Here is a 22,756-nt window from a genome sequence, read left to right on the forward strand (position 1 = left end):
CTACACGCACTCGAAGTAGACGCTGAGCCCGAAGTTGCGGAAGGACCACCGCCCGGTGAACCTCTTGCCCTTGTAGACCACGCACCAGATCGCCATCCCGATGAGGAGGGTGGCGCCGAGGGCGAGGATGACGGCCACGAAGACGAGGTACCAGGCGTCGTACCGGACGAGGGTGTTGTCGAACTTGGTCCGGGCCGCGCCGAGAGCGCGCAGCGACATTTCGTAGGCGCGCTCCGAAGCCGTGTCGGAAACGCTGGTCAGGGACATGCTGGAAACAGACATGTGAACCACTTTCCTTTCCGTGAACTAGTTTTCCCCTGAGTCGTTCGAAGAGAACGAAAAACGTCGCGTTCTGGATAGAAAGGGCCCCCTGCGACAGCACAACCCAAGCAACCTCCCATGAGCGGTGTCAACCAATTCCGGGTAAAGGACTGGATCCTTTACCCGCCCTTTACCCATACTCGCGGTAGGCTCGGTCCCGCCCGATGCTGCAGCCTCCCACCACGTGCCCACGGCGAGATGCGGTGGGGCCGCCGCGGGTGCCGGGCGGCCGAGCCGGCTGGGGTCGAGGACGCAGGTTGACGGGGGAACGCCACGCGATGCGCAAAGATGGCCGAGACATGTCATACACGCTGCTCGCGTTCCATGCGCACCCTGACGACGAGGCCCTTCTCACGTCAGGGACGATGGCGCGCGCCGCGGCTGAGGGGCACCGGGTCGTCCTGGTCGTCGCCACGGACGGGGCGCTGGGGCAGGCCGCTGCGGAGTTCTCCTCCGGGGGGCTCGCCACCAGGCGGCTGCGCGAGCTCGAGCAGAGCGCCCGCGCCCTCGGCGTCGCGCGGGTCGAGCAGCTCGGCTACGCCGACAGCGGGCTGGACCCCGAGCCGCCCCCTGACCCGCCCGGCCGGACCCGCTTCGTCCGGGCCCCCACGGAGGAGGCCGCGCGGCGTCTCGCCGACATCCTCGACGAGGAGCGCGCCGACGTGCTCCTGGGCTATGACGCGAACGGCGGCTACGGCCACCCCGACCACCGCAAGGTCCACCACGTGGCTCGCCGGGCGGCCGAGCTCGCCGGCACCGCCCGGCTGCTCGAGGCCACCGTGCCCCGAGACGCGATCACCACGGCCCTCGACCTCGCCGCGAAGGTCTACCGCTTCCCGCCGGAGTTCGACCGGGCGAGCTTCGACCGCGCCTTCTCGGCGCGTCGCGACATCACCCACCGGATCAATGTCCGGCGGCACATCGCGGCCAAGCGCGCCTCGATGCGGGCGCACGCCTCGCAGGCCAGCGCCGATGGTGGAGCCGACCGCACGCTGGCCGCCCTCCTGCGCATCCCGCGCCCGGTCTACGACCTCGTCTTCGGGCGCGAGTGGTACGTCGACGCGACCCCGCTGCTGAGGGGGCGCGCCCCGGGAAGCGAGCCCAGCGGCATCAGGCACGACGTCTTTGCGGGTCTCGCGTGAGCGGCTCGACCGTCCGCAAGGTCGTCCAGTTCGTCGTCGGCATCGGGCTGGCCGTCTTCCTCCTCTGGTGGGGACTGCCGCGGGTCGCGCACACGACGTGGACGGACGTGTGGCGCACCCTGTCCGGCCTCCAGCTCGGCACCGTCGTCGGACTGACCGTCCTCATGATCTCGGGCCTGTGGCTCGTCACCTTCCTCTACACCGGCTCCCTCAAGGGCCTGAGCCATGCGCAGGCGATGATCGTCAACGCGTGCGGCAGCTCGATCGGAAACCTCCTACCGGGGGGTGGCGCGGCGGGGGTCGTCGTCACCTACAAGCAGCTGCGGTCCTGGGGCTTCCTGCGCCGCGACATCTCGACGATGGTCATCGTCACCGGCGTGTGGAACGTCCTGGCCCGCGTCGTGCTGCCCGTCGTCGGGATCCTCGCCATCCTCATCGGGATCGGCCAGCTCAACCCGGTCGTCGCGCAGGCCGCCATCATGGGCGCGCTCATCGGCCTCGCCGTGATCGTCGCCTTCTGGGGGATCCTCGCGTCCGAGGACTTCGCCCACAAGCTCGGGGAGCGGGCGACGCGCGTGTGGCGCCGCGTGCGCGGCAAGAAGGCTGCCCACACCGACCTCGAGAAGACGATCGTCGGGATGCGGCACGACATCATCGAGATCGTCCGCTACGGCTGGCTCGAGATGACCTACGGGCTCATCGGCTTCTTCGGCGTCTACTACATCCTCTTCTGGTTCTGCCTCAACTCGATGGGCGTCCAGATGCCCTTCGCCTACATGTTCGGCGCCTACACCGTCGGTCGCCTGCTCACCGCGGTCGGGATCACCCCCGGCGGCCTCGGGGTCACCGAGGCGGGGACGGCGGCGGTGCTCGTGGGCTGGGGCGCCGACCCGGCCCAGGCAACGGCCGGCGTCGTCCTCTTCTCGCTCTACACCCACTTCTTCGAGGTGCCCCTGGGCGTCCTCGGCTGGGTGCTCTGGTCGCTCAGCCCGAAAAAGATCCCTGCCGACGCGGCCTACGACGAGGACGCGCCCGCGGATGAGTCCGTGCCCACGGCCGGCCCTTCCGGGCCGGCGGAGCAGGGCCGCGGCCCTCGACCCGAACAGATCTAGCCTCGCCGCCACGACCCGCCCGCCCCCCACAGACGTGTCGTATGCCGCTGAGCCCGGACCGCGGCACACGGGCACCTTCCGTTCCTCCCGCCCGAGGCTGGGCTTACCGTGGACCCAGGTGTCACCGTCGTCGGGTTGAGGAGCGAGCCGTGGCTGAGCAGGGAGCTGGAACCGCCGGAGCCGCCCGAAGCGGTGACCACCGCGGTCTGGAGCGGATCTGGCTGGACAGCTACGCCGAGGGCGTCCCGTCCGACATCGAGCCGGTGACGGGGCCCCTGACCGACCTGCTCGACGGTGCGGTGACGCGCTTCCCCGACCGGACCGCCCTGGAGTTCTTCGGCGCCGAGACGACGTACGCGCAGCTGGGTGACCAGGTGTCTCGCGCGGCCGAGGGGCTGCGCCGGCTCGGCGTCGGCAAGGGGGACCGGGTGGCGCTGGTGCTGCCCAACTGCCCCCAGCACGTCGTGGCCTTCTATGCGGCGCTCAGGCTCGGCGCCGTGGTCGTGGAGCACAACCCGCTCTACACCAGCTCGGAGCTCGCGACCCAGTTCACGGACCACGGTGCCGAGGTCGCCATCGCCTGGGACAAGGTGGCGCCGACCGTGGGCCGGCTCCCCGGGGTCAGGCACGTCGTCGCGGTCAACCTCGTCCACGCGATGCCGGTCGCCAAGCGACTCGCCCTCACCCTCCCCGTCCCCAGGGTGCGAGCCCTCCGCTCGGCGCTGACCTCGCCTGCCCCGGGGGCCGTCCCGTGGGGCCAGCTGCTCCGGCAGGGCCACCTCGACCCGGGCCATCCCCGGCCGACCGTCGACGACCTCGCCGCCATCCAGTACACGAGCGGCACAACCGGGGTCCCCAAGGGGGCCATGCTCACCCACGGCAACCTCGGTGCCAACGCAGCGCAGGGCCGGGCCTGGGTGCCCGGGATGGTGGCGGGAGCCGAGACGATCTACGCGATCCTGCCGATGTTCCACGCCTACGGCCTGACCCTGTGCGTCACCTTCGCGGTGAGTGCCGGTGCGCGCCTCGTCCTCTTCCCGCGGTTCGACATCGACCTCGTCCTCGCCGCGGCCCGCAAGCACCCGCCGACCTTCCTCCCGGCCGTGCCGCCGATCTATGCGCAGCTCGCCGCGGCCGCGTCGGAGCAAGGGGTGGACCTGTCGGCGTGCCGGTGGGCCATCTCCGGGGCGATGACCCTGCCGCCCGAGACCCTCGAGCTCTGGGAGTCCGTGACCGGCGGGCTGCTCGTCGAGGGCTACGGGCTCACCGAGGCCTCCCCCGTCGCGCTGGGCAACCCGATCGGCCCGAGCCGGCGGGCGGGCGCCGTCGGCGTCCCCTTCCCGAGCACCGAGATCCGCGTCGTCGACCCCGACCAGCCCGACGTCGACCGGCCCCGCGGCGAGCTGCTCATCCGGGGGCCGCAGGTCTTCACCGGCTACTGGCGCAGGCCTGAGGAGACCGCCATGTCACTCCTCGACGGCGGCTGGCTGCGCACCGGCGACATCGTCGAGGTCGACGACGACGGTTTCGTCCACGTCGTCGACCGGATCAAGGAGATCATCATCACCGGCGGCTTCAACGTCATGCCGTCCGAGGTCGAGACCGTCCTCAAGCTCTATCCCGGCATCACCGATGCCGCGGTCGTCGGCCTCCCGAAGGAGGACGGCAGCGAGCAGGTCGTCGCAGCGGTCACCGTCGCGGACCGCGCGGCCTTCGACGCTGACGCGGCCCGGGAGCACTGCCGTGAGCACCTCGCGGCGTACAAGATCCCCCGTCGGGTCGAGGTCGTCGAGGAGCTGCCGAAGACGATCATCGGCAAGGTGCTCCGCCGTCACATCCGCGAGGAGCTGATGGCGCGCTGACCGGCACTCTCGGTCAGGACCGCTCGAAGACGATCGCCATCGGCGTCTGCTCCGAGCCCTGACCGAGCGGGTTGTCGGCGAACATCGCCTCGTAGCGCTCCTTGGGGCCCGGCGCGTCGGTGCCGAGGACGTTGCGGCCGATGTCGTTCGCGTCCATGACGACGGTGCCGCCGAAGCTGTCGCGCCAGGGTGCCGGCACGCGCTCCCGGATGCGGGCCGAGAGCCGGGCCGCGACCTGGTCCGGGTCCTTGGGGGCGAGCTTCGCCGAGACGTTGGCCGGGTAGACGGAGTACTCGGTCGGGCCGTCGATGGCCCGGATGTCCCCACCGACCAGCTCGTAGAAGAGCCCGCGCCTGCCGATGAGCTTGCCGATCGCGCCGCCCGCCGAGGCGTAGAGCACCCGCAGCAGCCCGGCCTCCTCGATGGCCAGCTGCATCGTGAACGGCGAGCCCAGGCCGATGCCCGCAGGGGTGCGGGTCACGTAGCGGGACAGCACGCGGGCCGGGCGCGAGACCTTGATGTCCCAGATGAAGTAGGAGCGACCCTGGGTGATCGCGACGATCTTCTCGGAGATGAAGAAGTACCACGTCCCCTTCGTCGCGGCGTCGTGGTCGGCACCGGCCTCGGGCAGTCCGGCGAAGAAGCGGTCGATGTAGGCCAGCGTCTTCTCCTCGAGGTCGTCCTCGCGGGCGTAGAGGTCCGTGCGCAGCGGGTAGCGACGCACCGTCCTGCCGGTGTCGGCCCCGGCGCCGTGGGCGCCGTCGAGGACGAGGTCGAGCTCCTTGCGCGCGTTGGGCTCGTAGTCGGTCTTGACGCGAGGCGCGGTCTCGGCCTCGGCCGGCTTGTCGTCGAAGTACTCCTGGAGCCACAGCTCGAGGTTGAGCAGACGCCAGAACGTCATCGAGTCGACGTCGTTGGTGCCCTTGATCCAGCCCTCGAACGCGTGCAGCACCTCGGTCTGGTTGACGTACGGGCGGCTCGCGAAGGTCTCGGAGAGGAAGATCCCGTAGAAGTGGTTCTTCAGCCGCATGAACCACTCCCCCTGCGGTGTCGTGAAGCCGATCTTGTTGCGGCGCCGGTTGATCGACTCGGGGAGCAGGTCACGGGTGGCGTCGCGCAGGATGCGCTTGTTCCACCCGTCCTTGATGATCGCCTCGTCCGACAGGGAGAAGATGAACTTGACGACCTCCTTGTCGAGGAACGGCACCCGGCCCTCGAGGGAGAAGCGCATGGTGTTCTTGTCCTCATAGCGCAGCAGGGACGGGAGGGACCCGACGAAGAGGTCCTCGACGAGGCGCTTCTTGAGGTTGCTTCCCTCGACGGCGTACCGCTCCCCCGCGTGTGCCGCGACGAAGCCCCGCCCGAGCAGCTGTGTCGTCGGGATCTCCTTGCGGCCGCGCAGCTTCGCCTTAAGCTTGAACCGGCCCAGCCGGTAGAGGACGTCGAGCGACTTCGACAGCTCGGCCGCCGCCTTGGCGGCGCCCTGGGCGCGCAGCTGGCGCAGGTAGACGAAGTAGTACGGGATGTAGCCGGCCATCATCTCGTCGGCGCCCTGGCCGTCGAGCAGGACCGTCACGTGCTTGGTCGCCTCGCGCATGACCTGGTACTGCGCGTACGGGCCGCTCGAGATGAGCGGCTCCTCCTGGGTGCGCACGAAGTCGAGGAGGTCTTCCTTGAACTCCGAGGCGGTCGGCTTGATCTTGTGGCCGTCGACGTGGCCGCGGCAGATCTCGAGGACGTCGTCGACGTAGCGCTCCTCGTCGTTGATCGAGTTGGGGAAGACCGCGGAGAAGGTGTTCTGCTGCTGGCCGACCGACTCCGTCGTGCGGTCTCCCTCGTTGATCAGCCGGTTGATGATGACGGCGACCGCGGACGAGTCGAGGCCGCCCGAGAGGGAGGTCCCGACCGGCACCTCGGACTGGAGGCGCAGCCGCACCGCCTCGGTCAGCCGCTCGCGGTACTCGCGCACCGCAGCCTCGTCGTAGGGCCGCTGCTCCTTCGCCAGCTCGAGCAGCTCCTCACGCAGCCGCGTGAAGGGCCGCCGCTCCACGGAGCCATCGGCGGAGATGGTCATCAGCTCGCCGGGCTCGAGGCGCTCGATCCCGTCGAAGAAGGTCTCGCGCCCGTCCTCGTGGATGCGGAACCTCAGGTAGCGGTAGATCGTCCGGTCGTTCGGCTTCTTCTCGTAGAGGCCGGACTCGAGGATCGGCTTGATCTCGGAGGCGAACACCCACGCGTCCGCGCCGTTCGCGCCCGAGCCGGCTGAGCGGCATACGTAGAGGGGTTTGATCCCGAAGTGGTCGCGTGCGAGCGTCAGCGAGCGCTCCTGCGCGTCCCAGATGGCCAGCCCGAACATCCCGTTGAACCGGTCGAACGCGTCGGGGCCCCACTCCGCGAAGGCCTGGAGCACGACCTCGGTGTCACTGTCGGTCTCGAAGGTGTGGCCGAGGGGCTCGAGCTCCGCCCGCAGCGCGAGGTAGTTGTAGACCTCGCCGTTGTAGATGATCGTGTAGCGCCCGTCGCGGGTCGTCATCGGCTGCTGGCCGTGGGCGCGGTCGATGATCGACAGGCGCCGGTGCGCGAGGCCGACGGGGCCCTCGGTGAAGACACCCTCGCCGTCGGGCCCCCGGTGCACCTGGCAGTCGTTCATCCGGCGCAGCAGCGCCTCGTCGGCCGGCAGCCCGTGGTACCCCGCGATTCCGCACATGCGGACCACCCTAATGGCGTATGCCGCTGAGCTCGCACCCGCTCGAAGGTGCCGCCCGACCCTCCCGCCCGACCCTCCCGCCCGACCCTCCCGCCCGGTCACTCCCGGGGCCGCCGGAACGGACCGGTCACGCCCGTACTCAGGCGAGCGCGGCAGCGGTGCGGGTGATGGCGTCCCGGATGGAAGGCAGACTCACGCCGGCAGATGCCGCGAAGTCCGCCGCCGCCGTGGCGTCGAGGCGCTCGGTCCGCAGGAAGCCGAGGCTTTCGGGTGACGAGCCCGTCAGCCGTTGTGCGCCGGGGAGGCCGAGCAGAGCCCGGAGCACACCGACCGGGACGCGTCGCCGGGGCACGGGGACGGCCAGCTGCTCGGCGACGAGGGCCACCGTCGAGGCCAGGTCAGGCGTGTCCGGGTCGAGGACGACGAGCTCCTGCTGCGGCGGCCACGGATGCTGGGCGAGGGCAGCGAGGAGGGCCGCCAGGTGATCCACCGTGACGAGCGGCAGCCAGTGCGAGGGGCCGCCCGGGACGACGGCCATCCGGCGGGTCCGGATCCCGTCGACCAGCTCCGCGAAGGGCTGACCGGCGGCGATCTCCCCGGTGCGGCTGTGCCCGCACAACCCCGCCGGATGCACGCCGAGCCACTCGACGCCGAGGTCCGCGGCACGCCGGGCCGCCGCGAAGAACGACTCGAGCTTGCTCGCCTCGTAGGCGCCGACTCGTGCATAGGTCCGACCCCAGTCCGTCCGCGTCGGGTCGGTCGGGTCGACCCGCAGCTCGGCGAGGTAGGTGGGGTTCTGCGACATGAAGCCGCCGACCAGGACGAGACGGGCACCGAGCCGTCCAGCCAGGTCGGCGACGCGGAGGCTCCCCCCGACGTTGGTCTCCCGCGCCTCGGCGACACCCAGCCCCCAGGCGAACCGGGCCCCGAGGTGATAGACCAGCTCGACCTCGGGCAGCTCCGCCGCGCCCAGCCCGGGCAGGTCGAGGTCGCCGACCAGCCCGTGCAGACGCGCCCTGAGCCCGCCGCGCCGCTCGCACTCCTGCCGCAGCAGCTCGAGCTGCTCCGGTCGTCGGATCAGGGCGTGCACCTCGTGGCCGGCCGCGGTCAGCTCGGCGCAGAGCCATTGGCCGATGAATCCGGTGGCTCCGGTCACCATCACAGTTGTCATGTCCGTCCTTCGTCGGGGTCGACCCGACGCTAAACTGTCGAGTCGGCTCTACAGTCAAGCGGGACGAGAATGCGCATCGGTGAAGTCGAGCGGGCGAGCGGATGCAGTCGCCACACCATCCGCTACTACGAGCCGAGGGTCTCATCGCACCCCAGCCGCGGGACGGCAACAACTACCGCAGCTACGCCCCGACGGTGGTCGAGGAGCTGTCCTTCATCCGCTCGGCGAAGGAGATCGGCTTCAGCTTGGCCGAGATCCGTGCGGTGCTCGAGGCGCGGCGGTCATCGTCGCTCGACTGCCTTCAGGGCGCCGAGCTCGTGGATGCCAAGATCACCGAGATCAGGGGCCACCTCGCCCGGCTCCGGCAGACGAAGCTGGCGCTGGAGGCGATGCGTGCCGAGCTCGTCGCCAGCGCCCTCCATCAGGGCCTGGCCGTCCCGACTCGGCTGGCGAGGCACGGCTCGGCGGCACCGGGGACGCGGTGACCGGGTCCGGCGGCTACTCCCACTCGATGGTGCCCGGCGGCTTGCTCGTCACGTCGAGGACGACGCGGTTGACCTCCGCGACCTCGTTGGTGATCCGCGTGGAGATCTGGGCGAGCACGTCGTAGGGCACGCGAGCCCAGTCGGCCGTCATCGCGTCCTCCGAGGCGACCGGGCGCAGCACGACCGGGTGACCGTAGGTGCGGAAGTCACCCTGGACGCCGACGGAGCGCACGTCGGCGAGCAGGACCACGGGGCACTGCCAGATGTCGCGGTCGAGCCCGGCCCTGGTCAGCTCCTCGCGCGCGATGGCGTCGGCCCGGCGGAGGATGGCGAGCCGCTCCGCGTCGACGGCGCCGATGATCCGGATGCCCAGCCCGGGACCCGGGAACGGCTGGCGCCACACGATGACCTCGGGCACGCCGAGCTCGAGACCGACCTGCCGCACCTCGTCCTTGAAGAGGGTCCGCAGCGGCTCGATGAGCTGGAACTGCAGGTCGTCCGGCAGGCCACCGACGTTGTGGTGGCTCTTGATGTTGGCCGCGCCCTCGCCGCCGCCCGACTCGACGACGTCGGGATAGAGCGTGCCCTGGACCAGCCACTTGACCGGGTGCTCCTCGTCGGCGTGCGAGCCGACGACGTCGCGCGCGGCCTGCTCGAAGACCCGGATGAACTGCTCCCCGATGATCTTGCGCTTCGTCTCCGGATCAGTGACTCCCGCGAGCGCCGTGAGGAACCGCTCCTGCGCGTCGACGACGACGAGGTCGACACCGGTGGCCTCGACGAAGTCCTTCTCGACCTGCTCGGCCTCGCCCTCGCGGAGCAGCCCGTGGTCGACGAAGACGCAGGTCAGCTGGTCACCGACGGCCCGCTGGACGAGCGCGGCCGCCACGGAGGAGTCGACCCCACCGGAGAGCGCGCAGAGGACCCGATCCTCGCCGACCTGCTCACGGATCGACTCGACGAGCTCCTCGACGACGTTGCCCGGCGTCCAGTCGGGCGTGATGCCCGCGCCGTTGCGCAGGAAGTTCTCGAGGACGCGCTGACCCTGCTCCGAGTGGAGCACCTCCGGGTGCCACTGGACCCCGTAGAGGTGCTGCTCGTCGTTCTCGAAGGCGGCGACCGGTGTGCTCAGTGTCGAGGCCGTGACGAGGAAGCCCTCCGGGGCCTCCCCCACGGAGTCGCCGTGCGACATCCACACGACCTGCTCCTCGGGCTGGCCGTCGAAGAGCGTCGAGTCGGTGCGGGAGATCGAGGCCTGGGTCTTGCCGTACTCCCTGGCTCCGGTCCGGTCCACCGTGCCGCCGAGGGCCTGGGCCATGGCCTGGAACCCGTAGCACATGCCGAACACCGGGACACCGGCCTCGAGCAGCGCGGGGTCGAGCCGGGGCGCGCCCTCCTCGTAGACCGAGCTCGGCCCGCCGGAGAGGATGAGCGCGGCGGGCTGCTTGGCCAGCAGGTCGGCGACGGGCATGGAATGCGGCACCACCTCGCTGTAGACCTGCGCCTCGCGGACCCGTCGCGCGATCAGCTGCGCGTACTGGGCGCCGAAGTCGACGACGAGGACGGGATGGGCCTGGAGGTCGGGCGCGTCACTCACCCCGGAAGCGTACCGGCCATCGAGAGAGCAGTTCGCGACACGTCCGCGCGGCCGCGCCACGCTGCCCGCTGTCGCGAACTGCTCTCTCGATGAGGGTGGGTGGGCTCAGGCGACGTAGGCCCGCTGGAGCATCGCGTTGATCTCCCGGGTGTTGCGGTGCTCCGCGACCCACGGCACCACCGGGACGAAGCCGGCGAGCAGGTTGAGCACGATCCGCTTCAGACCCCACGCAACCTTGACCCCGAGGTTGGCGACGGAGGCGGCGAAGGCCATGTAGATGAAGCCGTGGATGTAGCTCCAGTTCTCCGTCAGGAAGTTCTCCTGGTCGAAGCCGTACTTCATGATCATCTCCGCGATGAGGATGAACAACGCGACACCTGCGATGACCGCCATGACCCGGTAGATGGCGAGGGCTGTCCTGATCTGCTTCGGCTTGGCCAGGTTGGTCGGGTACGTGCTCACGCGTGCGCGTCCTCTCTCGATGCGACCGGCTCGGAACTGGCCGGCTGCTGCTCTGCTCGGAACATCTTCCACCACATCCAGATCGCGAACAGACCGAAGACCCACCACTGGATCGCGTAGGCGAGGTTCTTCACGTTGAGCGGCGCCTCGACGTCCGGGGGCGGCACCCGGACGAGTCCGGGTGCCGCCGGGCCCGGCGAGGCCGACTCGCCCGACCCGGCAGACTCGGCAGACTCGGATGCGGCCAGCAGCACGACGTTGTAGATGTCGCCGGGCCAGTCGTTGACGAGCTGGGCCAGGTCGATGCCGCTGCGCTGTCCGTCCGGGAGCCGCCCGCCGGCGCGGGGAGACTCTCCCGGCCCGAGCGTCCCGAGCACCGTCACCGGTCCGGGCGGTGGGGACGGGACCGCCGCTGGCGTGCCCTCGACGAAACCGCGGAGGACGGCAACCACACCGTCGGGCGTCTCCAGGGCCCCGACGACCCAGGAGCCCTCCCGGCCGCCCAGCCGACGGTCCGGGACCACGAAACCCAGCTCAGCGGCATACGTCCCCGTTGCGGTGACCTGCCGGTTGGAGAACTCCGCCTCGAACTCGGAGTGCGGTCTCGTCACCTCCGCCAGCGGCGCACGCGGGAGGGCGGACGCGGCCGCAACCGCCTCCTTGCGACCTTCGTCCTGCGCGACCCCGAGCTGCCACAGGCCGAGGAAGACGCAGGCGGTGACCGCGAGGAGCATGACGATCGTCAGGCCCACCCAGCGGGGGGTGAGCAGGCCACGGAACACCCGACCAGCGTAGGTCACCGGTGGACCCCGCCGATCCCCAGCCCGCCGCCGCCCAGTCGGGCCTCATCGCGGACGCGGAGGGCCGTCGCCCGGGCGGCCCTCAGCCGCGAGGGAGCGTCGCGCGGTAGGGCTGCCCCTGAGCCGGCCGTGCGTCGGGCTCTCCCCGGCCCGGCCACAGTGAGATGGCCCGCTCGGCGAGCGCCGTGATCGTCAGGCTCGGGTTGACGCCGAGGTTCGCCGAGATGGCCGCCCCATCGACCACGTGCAGCCCGGGATAGCTCCACACGCGGTGATAGGGGTCGATGACGCCCCGATCGGGCGAGTCGGAGATGACCGCGCCGCCGATGAAGTGAGCCGTCATCGGGACGTCGATGATCTCGCCGAGGGACGAGCCCGGCATCGCCCGGGTCCCGGTGGCCTGCTCGAGGCGCCGGGCCATCGCCCGCACCGCGGCGTTGCCCTCGGGGATGTAGGTGGGGCTCGGGGCGCCATGTCCGCGGCTGGAGGTCAGGTGCGGCCCGAAGAGCCCCCGCCGGCGAGAGACCCGGATCGAGTTGTCCGTCGTCTGCATGACGAGGGCGATGACCGTCCGCTCGCTCCAGCGGTACTTCGAGAGGCTGAGCAGGAAGACCACCGGGTGTCGCACCAGCCGTCCCAGGAACCTGAGCCACCGCGGCACGCGACCGCCACCGTCGACCTGCATGGTCGCGAGGAAGCCCATCGCGTTTGAGCCCTTGCCGTAGCGGACGTTCTCGACGTGGGTCGTGTCGTTGACGTGGAAGCTCGACGTGATCGCGACGCCCTTCGTCAGGTCGATGCCGCGCGGGACCCGCGCGGTCGAGACGCCGCCCAGGGCCTCGGAGTTGGTGCGGGTGAGCTCGCCGAGCCGGCTCGAGAGCCGCGGCAGGTGGCTCGAGCGCATGGCCTGCAGGAGCTCGGCCGTCCCCCAGGCCCCCGCCGCGATGACCACCTGGCTGGTCGTGACGGTTCGCGTCGCCTTGCCGCGCCGGGTCCACGCACCAGACTGCTCGGTGGTCACGGCGTAGCCGTCCCCGGGGCGGGCGGCGTCGAGGGGGCGGATCGCGGTCACGGTCCGCAGCGGCTCGACGGTGACCCCGCGACGCTCGGCCAGGGCGAGGTAGTTCTTGACCAGGGTGTTCTTGGCGCCGACCTTGCACCCGACCATGCAGTTGCCGCACTCGGTGCAGCCCGTCCGGGCCGGGCCCTGTCCCCCGAAGTAGGGGTCGGGCACCGTCTCACCGGGCTCGCCGAAGAACACGGCGACCGGCGTCTTGCGGAAGGTGCCAGCGACGCCGAGGTCGTCGGCCGTCTCGCGCATCAGCTGCTCGACCGGGCCGTCGCAGGGGTTCTCGACGACCCCGAGCATCCGCTGCGCGGTGCGGTAGTGCGGCGCGAGCTCGGCCTGCCAGTCGGTGATGCCGGCCCACTGCGGGTCCCGGAAGAACGGCTCCGGGGGGACGTACAGCGTGTTGGCGTAGTTGAGCGAGCCGCCCCCCACTCCCGCGCCCGCGAGCACCAGACAGTGCGGCAGCTTGTGGATGCGCTGCACGCCGTAGCAGCCGAGACGCGGGGCCCAGAGGTAGCGCCGCAGGTTCCAGCTCGTGTCCGCGAAGTCCGCGTCGGCGAACCGTCGACCCGCCTCGTAGACCTGGACCCGGTAGCCCTTCTCGGCGAGCCGGAGCGCGGCCACCGACCCTCCGAAGCCCGAGCCGATCACCACGACGTCGTGGTCGTACGCCTGCGTCATACGCGGCAGCCTAGATGTCGGCCGGCCCCTCGGCTACTCCCGGGTAACGAAGCCCACAGGGCCAGGGGCCGCGGCTGCGCCGACTATCCGCCCAGGTAGGGCGAGACGACGACCTCGACGCGCTGGAACTCCTTGACGTCGCTGTAGCCGGTCGTGGCCATGGCCCGGCGCAGCGCTCCGACGAGGTTCGTCGTGCCGTCGGCCTGCCGTCCCGGGCCGAAGAGGATCTCCTCGAGCGAGGTCTGGGCGCCGAGCTCGATCCGCAGCCCGCGGGGCAGCTCGGAGTGGTGCGCCTCCGGCCCCCAGTGGTAGCCACGGCCCGGCGCGTCGGTCGCCCGGGCCAGCGCCGCACCGAGCATCACCGCGTCGGCGCCGCACGCGACCGCCTTGACGATGTCGCCCGACGTGCCGACGCCACCGTCGGCGATGACGTGGACGTAGCGGCCGCCCGACTCGTCGAGGTAGTCGCGCCGCGCGGCTGCGACGTCGGCCACCGCCGACGCCATCGGGGCGTGGATGCCGAGCGCGGTGCGAGTGGTGTGGGCCGCTCCGCCGCCGAAGCCGACGAGGACGCCGGCCGCCCCGGTCCGCATCAGGTGCAGGGCGGCCGTGTAGGACGCCGCGCCGCCGACGATGACGGGCACGTCGAGCTCGTAGATGAACCGCTTGAGGTTGAGCGGCTCGGCCCGGCCGGAGACGTGCTCGGCCGACACCGTGGTCCCGCGGATGACGAAGAGGTCGACGCCCGCATCGACGACCGTCTTCCAGTGCTGCTGGGTGCGCTGCGGCGAGAGCGCACCGGCCACGGTCACGCCGGCCTCGCGCAGCTGGCGCAGTCGCTCCGTGATGAGCTCGGGCTTGATCGGCTCGGCGTAGATCTCCTGCATCCGCGGCGTGGCCAGCACGGGGTCGAGACTCGCGATCTCGGCGAGCTGCGCGGTCGGGTCCTCATAGCGGGTCCAGAGCCCCTCGAGGTCGAGCACGGGCAGGGCGCCGAGCTTGCCGAGCGCGATCGCGGACTCGGGCGAGACGACCGAGTCCATCGGGGCCGCCATGACGGGGATGTCGAAGTGGTACGCGTCGATCTGCCACGAGACGGAGACCTCCTCCGGGTCGCGGGTGCGCCGGGAGGGCACCACCGCGATGTCGTCGAAGGAGTAGGCACGCCGCCCGCGCTTGCCTCTGCCGATCTCGATCTCAGTCACCCGGTCAGCCTAGCGATCGCACGGGGTCGGCTCGCCCACTCGTCCGTATGCCGCTGAGCGTGCTCCGCGCCCACGCCCCCGCCGAGTCCTCCCGCCGTTCGATCGGGTGCCGGCGAAGGCACGAGCCCGACACGTGCGCACTCGTGGCCGGCATGCCGGTCCGTCGCAGAAGTGCGCCCGGCAACGCGCACTGCTGCAGCAGCCCTGCCCACCTGCGGGAAGTGCGCACTCCTCACGAGCGTGAGGGAGGTCGGTCGACGGGGCCGGCCCAGCGGCATACGGCCTGCTCGTCAGCTGACGGAGTAGTTGGGAGCCTCCACGATGCCCTGGATGTCGTGCGGGTGGCTCTCCTTGAGCGAAGCGGAGGTGATGCGGACGAACGTGCCCTTCTGCTGCAGCTCGGGGATCGTCTGCGCGCCCACGTAGAACATCGACTGGCGCAGCCCACCGACCATCTGGTGCGCCACCTGCGACAGCGGGCCCCGGTAGGCGACGCGCCCCTCGATCCCCTCCGGGACGAGCTTGTCGTCGGAGTCGACCTCGGCCTGGAAGTAGCGGTCCTTGGAGTAGGACTTCTTGCCGCGGGAGCTCATCGCCCCGAGGGAGCCCATGCCGCGGTAGCTCTTGAACTGCTTGCCGTTGACGAAGATCAGCTCGCCCGGCGACTCCTCACAGCCTGCGAGGAGGGAGCCGATCATGACCGAGTCGGCGCCGGCGACGATGGCCTTGGCGATGTCACCGGAGTACTGGAGGCCGCCGTCGGCGATGACGGGGACGCCGGCCGCCCGCGCGGCGAGCGCGGCCGAGTGCACGGCGGTGATCTGCGGAGCGCCGACCCCGGTGACGATCCGGGTCGTGCAGATCGAGCCCGGCCCGACCCCGACCTTGATCGCGTCCGCCCCCGCGTCGACGAACGCCTGGGCGCCCTCGCGGGTCGCGACGTTGCCGCCGATGACCTGCACATCCCTGGTCGCCGGGTCCTTCTTCAGCCGGTCGACCATCTCGATGAGCATGCGCACGTGGCCGTGCGCCGTGTCGGCGACGAGGACGTCGACGCCGGCCTCGATGAGGGTGGTCGCGCGCTCCCAGGCGTCACCGAAGTAGCCGATGGCGGCCCCGACCATGAGACGACCGGCGCCGTCCTGGCTGGCGTTGGGGAACTGCTCGCCCTTGACGAAGTCCTTGACCGTGATCAGCCCGACGAGGTGCCCCTGGTCGTCGACGAGCGGGAGCCGCTCGCGCTTGTGCTGCCGGAGCAGGAGGGTCGCGTCCTCCCGGCTGATGCCCTCGGGGCCGGTGATGAGGGGCATCGGGGTCATGACCTCGTGCACGCGGGTCGTCGCCCACTCCTTGACCGGTGTGAAGCGCAGGTCCCGGTTGGTGACGATCCCGATCAGCTTCTTGTCGCCGTCGACGACCGGCAGCCCGGAGACGCGGTACTCCCCGCACTTCTGGTCGAGGTCCTCGAGCGTCGCGTCCGGGCCGATGGTGATCGGGTTGGAGATGATCCCGGTCTGGGTCCGCTTGACGAGGTCGACCTGGTAGGCCTGGTCGTTGATCGACAGGTTGCGGTGCAGCACACCGATGCCCCCCTGGCGCGCCATCGCGATCGCCATGCGCGCCTCGGTGACGGTGTCCATCGCGGCTGAGATGAGCGGCGTCTTGATGGTCAGCTCGCGGGTCAGCCGGGTCGACGTGTCGATGTCGTTGGGCGCCAAGTCGGTGTAGCCCGGCAGGAGCAGCACGTCGTCGTAGGTCAGGCCGAGGGTCTCGAACGGGGAGGGGACGTCATTCGTACCGAGGGGCATTGCGCAATTCTACGGGAGGTGCGCCCACGGCCCGGACCACCCGGATCTGCGGGGACGGACAGGACGGAGCCTAGGACGCGTCGGCCGGCGGCTCGGCCGGGAGGGACTCTGCGGGCGCGGGCGGTGGGGTCTCCTGGTCCGGTGCGGGGCCGGCGCCATCCACTGCGCCGGCCGGGTCATTCACCCCGGGGACCTCTGGCCCGGGGACGTCTGGCCCGGGGACGTCTGGCCCCGGAACCGCTGTCTCGGGGACGTCTGGCCCCGGAACCGCTGTCTCGGGGACGTCTGACTCGGGGACGTCTGACTCCGGCACCACTGACCCCGGCACCACTGACCCCGGCACCACTGCCTCAGGGACCACTGGCTCGGGCACCCCTGGCTCGGGCACCCCTGGCTCGGAGACCCCTGGCTCGGAGACCCTTGGCTCGGGCACGGTCGGCAAGGCCGGCGCCGAGGGTCCTGCTGGCGAGTCCGGAGGCGCCGGCACCGGGAGTGCCGGCTCAGCGGTTCGGCCGGGCGTCGGCCGGTCATCGCGGCCCTGCGGCGCCTTCCCCGACGCAGCGGGCGACCTCGTGCCGGCGTCGGCCGGTCGTCCGGTCTGCGGCGGGCGGTGCGAGGTGGTCGCCCGGTCGGGCTTCGCCGCCGTGTGGTCCCGGGCGACCTTCGCCCGGTCGGCCGTGGCGTCCGCCTCAGCGACATGGGGCTTCGGCTTCGGCGCATCCGCCGAACCCCGGTCCTCCGGCTGCCCCAGGCTTCGCGGCGCCGAGGCAGGGGTGTGGCCGGGCGGCGACGGAGCGGCCTCGCCGGGAGAACCGGTCCCGGACTCGAGCGGGTCTGCTCCAGCGGACTCGAGGTCGGTCGGCAGCACGGGGCGCGACGGGCTCTCCAGCCCCGCCACGACGAGGGCCCGGGACACGGTCAGGCCGGCCCACCTGGCGCGGCTCACATCCGAGCCGGACGCGCGACCGAGCGGCGAGGGGCCGAGGAGATGCGCGGGGCCCAACGCACTCGGCAGCACGGGGGACGCGGTCCGCCCGTCCGCACCGCGCACGACCACTTGCCCGGTCGTGTCACGCACGAGGGCGGCGCCATGGCCCGGAGCCTTCGGGCCGGGGGCGACCACGGCCGGCGCGGCGGAGGGGCGGCCCTCCGGCGTGGTCACGGCCGCGGCGACACCGGCGCCCGAAGCACCCACCGCGAGGGCTGCCAGGGCGGACAGCACGCGTCGGCGGCCTGCCCGGCGCACGGCGGGGGGCTGGCCCAGCGGGCGGTCCGCGTGCGCCGCCAGCGCAGCGAGCAGTCGCTCGACGGGCTCCTCGCCCGCGGCACGGCGTCCTGCGACGCGGTCAAGGAGGAGGTCGTCGGCGACCAGGTCACTCAAGGGGATCGGCTTGGTCACGCCACATCACCAGCCTCCAGCTCGGCGATCATGGTGCGCAGTCGTCCCAGGGCTCGGTGCTGGGCCACCCGCACCGCTCCGGTCGACATCCCGAGGGCGTCGGCGGTCTCCTCGGTCGACAGCCCCACGGCGACCCGGAGGATCAGGATCTCGCGCTGCGCGTCGGGCAGCCGCCTCATCAACGAGAGCGCGGTCGCCGCCTCGTCGCGGACGACGGCGGCCGCCTCGGGCGTGGGCGCCTCGTCGACCCGGTCGGGGACGTCGCCGACCGGTGTCGGGCCGCGCATCGCCGCGCGCTGCACGTCCGCGACCTTCCGTGCCGTGATGCGGTAGACGAAGGCCTCGAAGGGCAGGCCCCGCTCCTCGTAGGTGGGCACGGCGGTCAGAACGGCCATGCACACCTCCTGGGCGACGTCCTGGGCAAGGTCCTCGGCGCCGAAGCGACCGAGCCGGACACGGGCGTACCTCACGGCCAGATCGCGAACCCGTCGCAGCAGGTCGTCGCGCGCGGCAGCGTCCTGGGGTGCACGAGAGGCGAGCTCACCGAGGGAGGTGGGAGTGTCCACACCTTCCATCGCCGCGTCCGCGCGTCGCGTTACTCCGGACCGCGCGGTCCAGATGAGTCCCATCGGTTGCCGAACCCCCGACATCTCCCGCACTGGGTCCCACCCACCAGGACCCACGGGCTGCGTTTTCACATCTTACGTGCGGTCACCTCCCGGCGGGCGGCAACCGACCTGTGAGCTCGGAGCAATACCTGCCATCTCGAGGGGATTTCTTGAACAAGTCTTGAAACTTCTGGCCTTCAATCGTGACCGCGCCCCCCGTTAGTTTCGAGCCACGGCGCCGTGAGCGGTGCATGCGGCAGAGCAGCCTGCCGCCGAAGCGAAAGACGAGGACGACCACACCATGGCCGAGATCACCCGCCTCCCGGGTCCGGTGGCGGATCTGTGGGACTGGCAGCTCGAGGGGGCATGCCGGGGCGTCAGCCCCGAGGTCTTCTTCCACCCCGAGGGCGAGCGCGGTCCCCGACGCCGCAACCGTGATGCCGCCGCCAAGGCGGTCTGCGCCGCCTGCCCGGTCCTGGCCGAGTGCCGCAGCCACGCGCTGCAGGTGCGCGAGCCCTACGGCGTCTGGGGCGGCCTCACCGAGACGGAGCGAGAGCTCTTCTACGGCGAGCCCACCGACGCTCCGGTCCGCACCATCGCCACGGCCTCCTGACGCCGGGGACCCGGGGAGCGAGCCCAGCGGCATACGCCCCCCGGGCCGGGACGACGAAGGGCCACCCTCGGCTGAGGGTGGCCCTTCGCGAAGGGGGAAGGTCAGTGACCGTGGCCGTGGCCGTGGCCGTGGCCGGCCGGCTCCGACTCCTCCTCGGGCTTGTCGACGACGAGCGTGTCCGTCGTCAGGATCATCGAGGCGATCGACTCGGCGTTGCGCAGTGCCGAGCGCGTCACCTTGACCGGGTCGATGACCCCGGCCGCGATGAGGTCGCCGTACTCACCCGTGGCGGCGTTGAGGCCCTGACCGAGCGGGAGCTCGGCCACCTTGGAGGTCACGACGTAGCCCTGGTGTCCGGCGTTCTCGGCGATCCACCGCAGGGGCTCCTGAACCGCCTTGCGGACGATCGTCGCACCGGTCGCCTCGTCACCCTCGAGCCCGAGCCCGTCGATGACCTCGGCGGCGTGGATGAGGGCCGTGCCGCCGCCGGCGACGATACCCTCCTCGATCGCGGCGCGCGTCGCCGAGATGGCGTCCTCGATCCGGTGCTTCTTCTCCTTGAGCTCCACCTCGGTGTGCGCGCCGACCTTGATGACGCAGACGCCACCGGCGAGCTTGGCGAGGCGCTCCTGGAGCTTCTCGCGGTCCCAGTCGGAATCGGTGCGCTCGATCTCGGACTTGATCTGGTTGACGCGACCGGCCACCTCGGACGCGTCACCGGCGCCGTCGATGATCGTCGTGTTGTCCTTGGTGAGGACGACGCGACGGGCCTGGCCGAGCACGGTCAGGTCGGCCTGGTCGAGCTTGAGGCCGACCTCCTCGGCGATGACCTGGCCACCGGTGAGGATCGCGATGTCCTGCAGCATGGCCTTGCGGCGGTCCCCGAACCCGGGCGCCTTGACGGCCGCCACGGTGAACGTGCCGCGGATCTTGTTGACGACGAGCGTCGACAGGGCCTCGCCCTCGACGTCCTCGGCGATGATCAGCAGCGGCTTGCCGGACTGGACGACCTTCTCGAGCACCGGGAGGACGTCGGCGACGGCCGAGATCTTGCCCTGGTTGATCAGGACGTAGGCGTCCTCGAGGACCGTCTCCATGCGCTCGGTGTCGGTCACGAAGTAGGCCGACAGGTAGCCCTTGTCGAACTGCATGCCCTCGGTGAACTCGAGCTCGGTCGCCGTCGTCGAGGACTCCTCGACGGTGATGACGCCGTCCTTGCCGACCTTGTCGAAGGCCTCACCGATGAGGGCGCCGAGGGTCGAGTCCTGCGCGGAGAGGGTCGCGACCGAGGCGATCTCCTCCTTGCCGTTGACGTCGCGGGCGATCTCGAGCAGGCGGTCGTTGACCGCGCTGACGGCCTTGTCCATGCCGCGCTTGAGGGCGGCGGGGGCGGCCCCGGCGGCGACGTTGCGCAGGCCCTCCTTGACCATCGCCTGGGCGAGGACCGTCGCGGTGGTCGTGCCGTCACCGGCGATGTCGTTCGTCTTGGTGGCGACCTCCTTGGCGAGCTGGGCCCCGAGGTTCTCGTAGGGGTCCTCGAGCTCGATCTCGCGGGCGATCGTGACACCGTCGTTGGTGATGGTGGGAGCGCCCCACTTCTTGTCGATGACGACGTTGCGGCCCTTCGGGCCGAGCGTCACCTTGACGGCATTGGCGAGCGCGTCGACGCCGCGCTCCAGGGACTTTCGGGCGGAGTCGTCGAACTCCAGTTGCTTGGCCATGGTGTTCCTTCTGGCAGGTGGTGCGCGAAACGGTGGGCGAATGAACCGCACCCCGGTGCGACCCCGAGGGGCGCCACCGGGGTGCGGTCAGAGCATGTGACTGCTGGCAGGCACTCAGCCGACGACGGCGAGGACGTCGCGGGCGGAGAGGATGAGGTACTCCTCGCCGCCGTACTTGACCTCGGTGCCGCCGTACTTGCTGTAGATGACCTTGTCGCCGACCTTGACGTCGAGCGGGACGCGCTGGTCGCCGTCCTCGTTCCAGCGACCGGGGCCGACGGCGAGGACCTCGCCCTCCTGCGGCTTCTCCTTCGCCGTGTCCGGGATGACCAGGCCGGACGCAGTGGTCTGCTCGGCCTCGAGGGACTTGACGACGATGCGGTCTTCGAGCGGCTTGATGGAAACCGACACGGTGGTGACCTTCCCTTCGGGATGTCGAATGTTCAGTCTGGACGCGTTCTTGATCTCCGTGAGGCTGGCCGCCGTCGCGGGGGTCGGCCGTTCTCCGGAGAGAACTGGCACTTTCGAGGTGAGAGTGCCAACAAGCAGAAATCTAGGTTTCAGTTAGCACTCGGTCAAGTCGAGTGCCAACACACGGCGGCTCAGGGCCCTTGCCGGGCCTCCGCCGAGGGGACCGTGAAAGGCCCGCGTGGCCGGATCCGTGGCGCGAGACACCCCATGCCGGATGCCGCTGGGCTCGCTCCCCGGCGCCCGCCCCGGCCCAGCCCGGCCGCGCCTGCGAGGATTCCCGCATGGATGCTGCGATGGTCGATCGGCTCGCCGCTGGAGAGGGCTGGGCGCTGCTCCAGTCCCTGCCGCCCTATGACGAGTCCAGCGCACTGCAGCTCCAGGACAAGCTCCGCGAGGCCTTCGACCCCGAGCTCGTCGCAGCAGCCATGGCGCAGTCCCGACTGAGAGCGCGGGCCCGTGACAAGTTCGGCGACTTCGCCGCCGGGATGCTCTTCACCCCGGACGGCCTCGAGCAGGCGACCCGCCTCTCCCTCGCCGCACGCCACGCCCACCGGTTCGCCGCGGCCGGTGTCCGCGAGGCCTACGACCTCGGCTGCGGCATCGGGTCCGACGCGATGGCGTTCGCCGGGCTCGACCTGCTCGTGCGGGCCGTCGACTCGGATCCGACCACCGCGCGCGTCGCCGCTGCCAACCTGCGCCACTGGCCGGGTGCACGGGTGACGTGCGCCCGGGCCGACGAGGTCCGGCTCCCCCTCGGCGAGGCCACCCGCCACCTGGGCGTCTGGCTCGACCCCGCCCGGCGCGTCTCGGGAGTGGCAGACATCCGGGGCCGTGCCAAGCGCGTCTTCTCCCTCGACGCCATCTCGCCGTCCTGGGACGAGGTGCAGCAGTTCGCCGCCCAGGCCCCGGCGGCCGGCGCCAAGCTCTCGCCCGCCTTCCCCCACGCCGCCCTGCCGCCCGGTGCTGAAGCCCAGTGGAGCTCGTGGAACGGCGAGGTGCTCGAGTGCGCGGTGTGGTGGGGCGCCGTGGTCACCCAGCCCGGCCGCACCGCCGCGGTGTGCTCCGCCGACGCCACCCACGTCATCACGGAGGCCGAGGCGGCCCCGGCACGCGAGACGCCGGCTCTCCCGTCGTTGACGTCCCTCCACGAGTGGCTCTACGAGCCGGATCGCGCCGTCATCCGGGCCGGCCTGACCCCAGCCCTGGTCGCCGCGGTGGACGGAGCCGAGCTGGGAGCCGGCGTCGGGTACGTGACGAGCCCAGCGGCATACGACATCCCGTGGGCACGGCGCTACCGCGTCCTCGAGGCCATGCCGCTCTCCCCCAAGGCCTTGTCACGATGGCTGCGCGACCACGGCCACGACCGCGTCACGATCAAGAAGCGGGGGGTCACGCTCGACGCTGACCTGCTCCGTCGGCAGCTGAAGATGACCGGGCGCGGCAAGGGGGGCTCCGAGGCGACCCTCGTCCTCACCAGGGTGGCCGGGCACCAGGTGGCGCTGGTCGTCACCCCGGGTTGAGC

General features: G+C 71.2%; 18 protein-coding genes and 1 pseudogene. 6 read left to right on the plus strand and 13 right to left on the minus strand.

From position 1 onward, the window contains the following. A complete protein-coding gene (locus ABWV20_RS10130; RefSeq protein WP_353355022.1) occupies positions 1–282 on the minus strand; it encodes a hypothetical protein in 282 nt (93 codons plus the stop codon). 338 nt (positions 283–620) lie between these two features. Here ABWV20_RS10130 and ABWV20_RS10135 point away from each other — a divergent pair, with 338 nt between their 5' ends. From ABWV20_RS10135 to ABWV20_RS10145, 3 genes are all read left to right on the plus strand, one after another. After that, positions 621–1,463, plus strand: a complete 843-nt coding sequence (locus tag ABWV20_RS10135; protein WP_353355024.1) for a PIG-L deacetylase family protein — start codon at positions 621–623, stop codon at positions 1,461–1,463. Beyond that, complete coding sequence (locus tag ABWV20_RS10140) at positions 1,460–2,575, plus strand: lysylphosphatidylglycerol synthase transmembrane domain-containing protein (RefSeq protein ID WP_353355026.1); 1,116 nt, start codon at positions 1,460–1,462, stop codon at positions 2,573–2,575. The genes ABWV20_RS10135 and ABWV20_RS10140 overlap by 4 nt, the downstream gene beginning before the upstream one ends. Positions 2,576–2,781: 206 nt before the next feature. Continuing rightward, on the plus strand, positions 2,782–4,437 hold the full coding sequence (locus ABWV20_RS10145; protein ID WP_353355197.1) for a long-chain-fatty-acid--CoA ligase: 1,656 nt from the start codon (positions 2,782–2,784) through the stop codon (positions 4,435–4,437). A gap of 13 nt (positions 4,438–4,450) precedes the next feature. Here ABWV20_RS10145 and asnB read toward each other — a convergent pair whose 3' ends face one another. Both asnB and ABWV20_RS10155 read right to left on the minus strand, forming a co-directional pair. Next, positions 4,451–7,144 carry an asparagine synthase (glutamine-hydrolyzing) gene (gene asnB / locus ABWV20_RS10150; protein ID WP_353355028.1) on the minus strand — a complete coding sequence of 898 codons (2,694 nt, stop codon included), beginning with the start codon at positions 7,142–7,144 and terminating at the stop codon, positions 4,451–4,453. Positions 7,145–7,283: 139 nt separating this feature from the next. After that, entirely contained in the window at positions 7,284–8,315 is a 1,032-nt protein-coding gene (locus ABWV20_RS10155; protein ID WP_353355030.1) for an NAD-dependent epimerase/dehydratase family protein, read from the minus strand. A gap of 69 nt (positions 8,316–8,384) precedes the next feature. Between ABWV20_RS10155 and ABWV20_RS10160 the strand changes: the two are divergent. After that, positions 8,385–8,800 (plus strand): annotated as a pseudogene (locus tag ABWV20_RS10160) (MerR family transcriptional regulator). 13 nt (positions 8,801–8,813) lie between these two features. On the opposite strand, the gene guaA reads toward ABWV20_RS10160, so the two are convergent. The 8 genes from guaA to ABWV20_RS10200 all read right to left on the minus strand — a co-directional run bounded on the left by guaA (position 8,814) and on the right by ABWV20_RS10200 (position 18,396). Continuing rightward, entirely contained in the window at positions 8,814–10,397 is a 1,584-nt protein-coding gene (guaA, locus tag ABWV20_RS10165) for a glutamine-hydrolyzing GMP synthase (protein WP_353355032.1), read from the minus strand. Between the two features lie 105 nt (positions 10,398–10,502). Beyond that, positions 10,503–10,859, minus strand: coding sequence for a DUF3817 domain-containing protein (locus ABWV20_RS10170; protein ID WP_353355034.1), 357 nt, complete (start codon positions 10,857–10,859; stop codon positions 10,503–10,505). Continuing rightward, on the minus strand, positions 10,856–11,659 hold the full coding sequence (locus ABWV20_RS10175) for an SURF1 family protein (protein ID WP_353355035.1): 804 nt from the start codon (positions 11,657–11,659) through the stop codon (positions 10,856–10,858). Before ABWV20_RS10175 ends, ABWV20_RS10170 begins: the two co-directional genes overlap by 4 nt. Before the next feature lie 82 nt (positions 11,660–11,741). Then, positions 11,742–13,409 carry a GMC oxidoreductase gene (locus ABWV20_RS10180; protein ID WP_353355036.1) on the minus strand — a complete coding sequence of 556 codons (1,668 nt, stop codon included), beginning with the start codon at positions 13,407–13,409 and terminating at the stop codon, positions 11,742–11,744. An 83-nt stretch (positions 13,410–13,492) separates the two neighbouring features. Next, positions 13,493–14,614 (minus strand): GuaB3 family IMP dehydrogenase-related protein, encoded by a 1,122-nt coding sequence (locus tag ABWV20_RS10185; RefSeq protein WP_353355038.1) that lies wholly within the window; start codon positions 14,612–14,614, stop codon positions 13,493–13,495. A gap of 290 nt (positions 14,615–14,904) precedes the next feature. After that, complete coding sequence (guaB, locus tag ABWV20_RS10190) at positions 14,905–16,422, minus strand: IMP dehydrogenase (protein ID WP_353355039.1); 1,518 nt, start codon at positions 16,420–16,422, stop codon at positions 14,905–14,907. Positions 16,423–16,492: 70 nt separating this feature from the next. Beyond that, positions 16,493–17,821, minus strand: a complete 1,329-nt coding sequence (locus ABWV20_RS10195; RefSeq protein WP_353355041.1) for a hypothetical protein — start codon at positions 17,819–17,821, stop codon at positions 16,493–16,495. Next, positions 17,818–18,396, minus strand: coding sequence for a sigma-70 family RNA polymerase sigma factor (locus ABWV20_RS10200; RefSeq protein WP_353355043.1), 579 nt, complete (start codon positions 18,394–18,396; stop codon positions 17,818–17,820). The genes ABWV20_RS10195 and ABWV20_RS10200 overlap by 4 nt, the downstream gene beginning before the upstream one ends. A 334-nt stretch (positions 18,397–18,730) precedes the next feature. Here ABWV20_RS10200 and ABWV20_RS10205 point away from each other — a divergent pair, with 334 nt between their 5' ends. Beyond that, complete coding sequence (locus ABWV20_RS10205) at positions 18,731–19,042, plus strand: WhiB family transcriptional regulator (RefSeq protein WP_353355045.1); 312 nt, start codon at positions 18,731–18,733, stop codon at positions 19,040–19,042. Positions 19,043–19,143: 101 nt separating this feature from the next. Here ABWV20_RS10205 and groL read toward each other — a convergent pair whose 3' ends face one another. Together groL and groES are read right to left on the minus strand one after the other, a co-directional pair. Further along, a complete protein-coding gene (gene groL, locus ABWV20_RS10210; protein ID WP_353355046.1) occupies positions 19,144–20,763 on the minus strand; it encodes a chaperonin GroEL in 1,620 nt (539 codons plus the stop codon). Positions 20,764–20,877: 114 nt separating this feature from the next. Next, positions 20,878–21,174, minus strand: a complete 297-nt coding sequence (gene groES, locus ABWV20_RS10215; RefSeq protein ID WP_041308421.1) for a co-chaperone GroES — start codon at positions 21,172–21,174, stop codon at positions 20,878–20,880. Positions 21,175–21,515: 341 nt separating this feature from the next. Here groES and ABWV20_RS10220 point away from each other — a divergent pair, with 341 nt between their 5' ends. Further along, on the plus strand, positions 21,516–22,754 hold the full coding sequence (locus ABWV20_RS10220) for a class I SAM-dependent methyltransferase (protein ID WP_353355047.1): 1,239 nt from the start codon (positions 21,516–21,518) through the stop codon (positions 22,752–22,754). Positions 22,755–22,756 lie beyond the last annotated feature (2 nt).

It is taken from the genome of Intrasporangium sp. DVR (assembly GCF_040365325.1).
Taxonomy (GTDB): domain Bacteria; phylum Actinomycetota; class Actinomycetes; order Actinomycetales; family Dermatophilaceae; genus Intrasporangium.